Origin of the sequence: Undibacterium sp. SXout7W (assembly GCF_049339385.1) — a bacterium.
Taxonomy (GTDB): Bacteria; Pseudomonadota; Gammaproteobacteria; order Burkholderiales; family Burkholderiaceae_D; genus Undibacterium.
Window position 1 is genome coordinate 1 of sequence record NZ_JBMPPF010000064.1, and the last position, 709, is coordinate 709.

The following is a 709-nucleotide window of genomic DNA, read 5'->3' on the forward strand; positions in this document are numbered from 1 at the left end:
GTTGGATGAAGCCGGATTCTGCCAAGTCAGTCAAATCTGAGAGACGAATCTCACAGCAGGTTGTCTTGAACTCATAATCTGCAAACCCTGTGGCAGACATGGGGCCGGGGATTATGAAGGATCTTGAAGCCCCTTTAGATAAGGACAAAATTCGATTTGTTTGGATACAAGGAACCTTTGACAATAGTTTGAGTTGGAAGGTTTGTTTTAAGGCACTTCTTGCACCAACAATTTGTTTATTAGGGGAATTCCAGATTGAATCAATCAAAAACGAAGATAAGTATTGTAGAAGAGCTAAAGATGTTTTGGTTGTGAAGAGTATTTCAGCAGCGATTAATGAGCCTATCTTCTTTTGGATTGAGGTGAAGTGTTTTGACGGATGATCAATATGAATGGTCCCGTTTATCACCATGGAAATTCGGGAGTAGGTTTTTCCATTCACTTTAACTCTAATCCCCCTGTTTCTAATATCTTCAAAGTCTTCTAAGTCTTCCCTTTTTTGGACTCCATATCCAATTGGCCCCATCAATCGAGGATCTGAGAGAACTCTAGAAAGAGCTGTTGAGGAGGACTTTGTTTTTGAGGTGGACCTAGACATAGTGGTAGGTTGGTAAGGGAAAGCTTTAATCTGATTGATCGTTAATTAGGTATTATTTTGTCTTTACTTTTTCTAAATCTAAGAAATTGAGGAATAAGCATTCTTGTGAGA

General features: G+C 38.9%; 1 protein-coding gene. It reads right to left on the minus strand.

Features of this window, described 5'->3' with window-relative positions; translation table 11 throughout:
- Positions 1 to 598: hypothetical protein (locus tag ACO0LB_RS20495; RefSeq protein ID WP_423052534.1), on the minus strand; the 598-nt coding region annotated here is incomplete at its 3' end.
- Between the last annotated feature and the right edge of the window lie 111 nt (positions 599 to 709).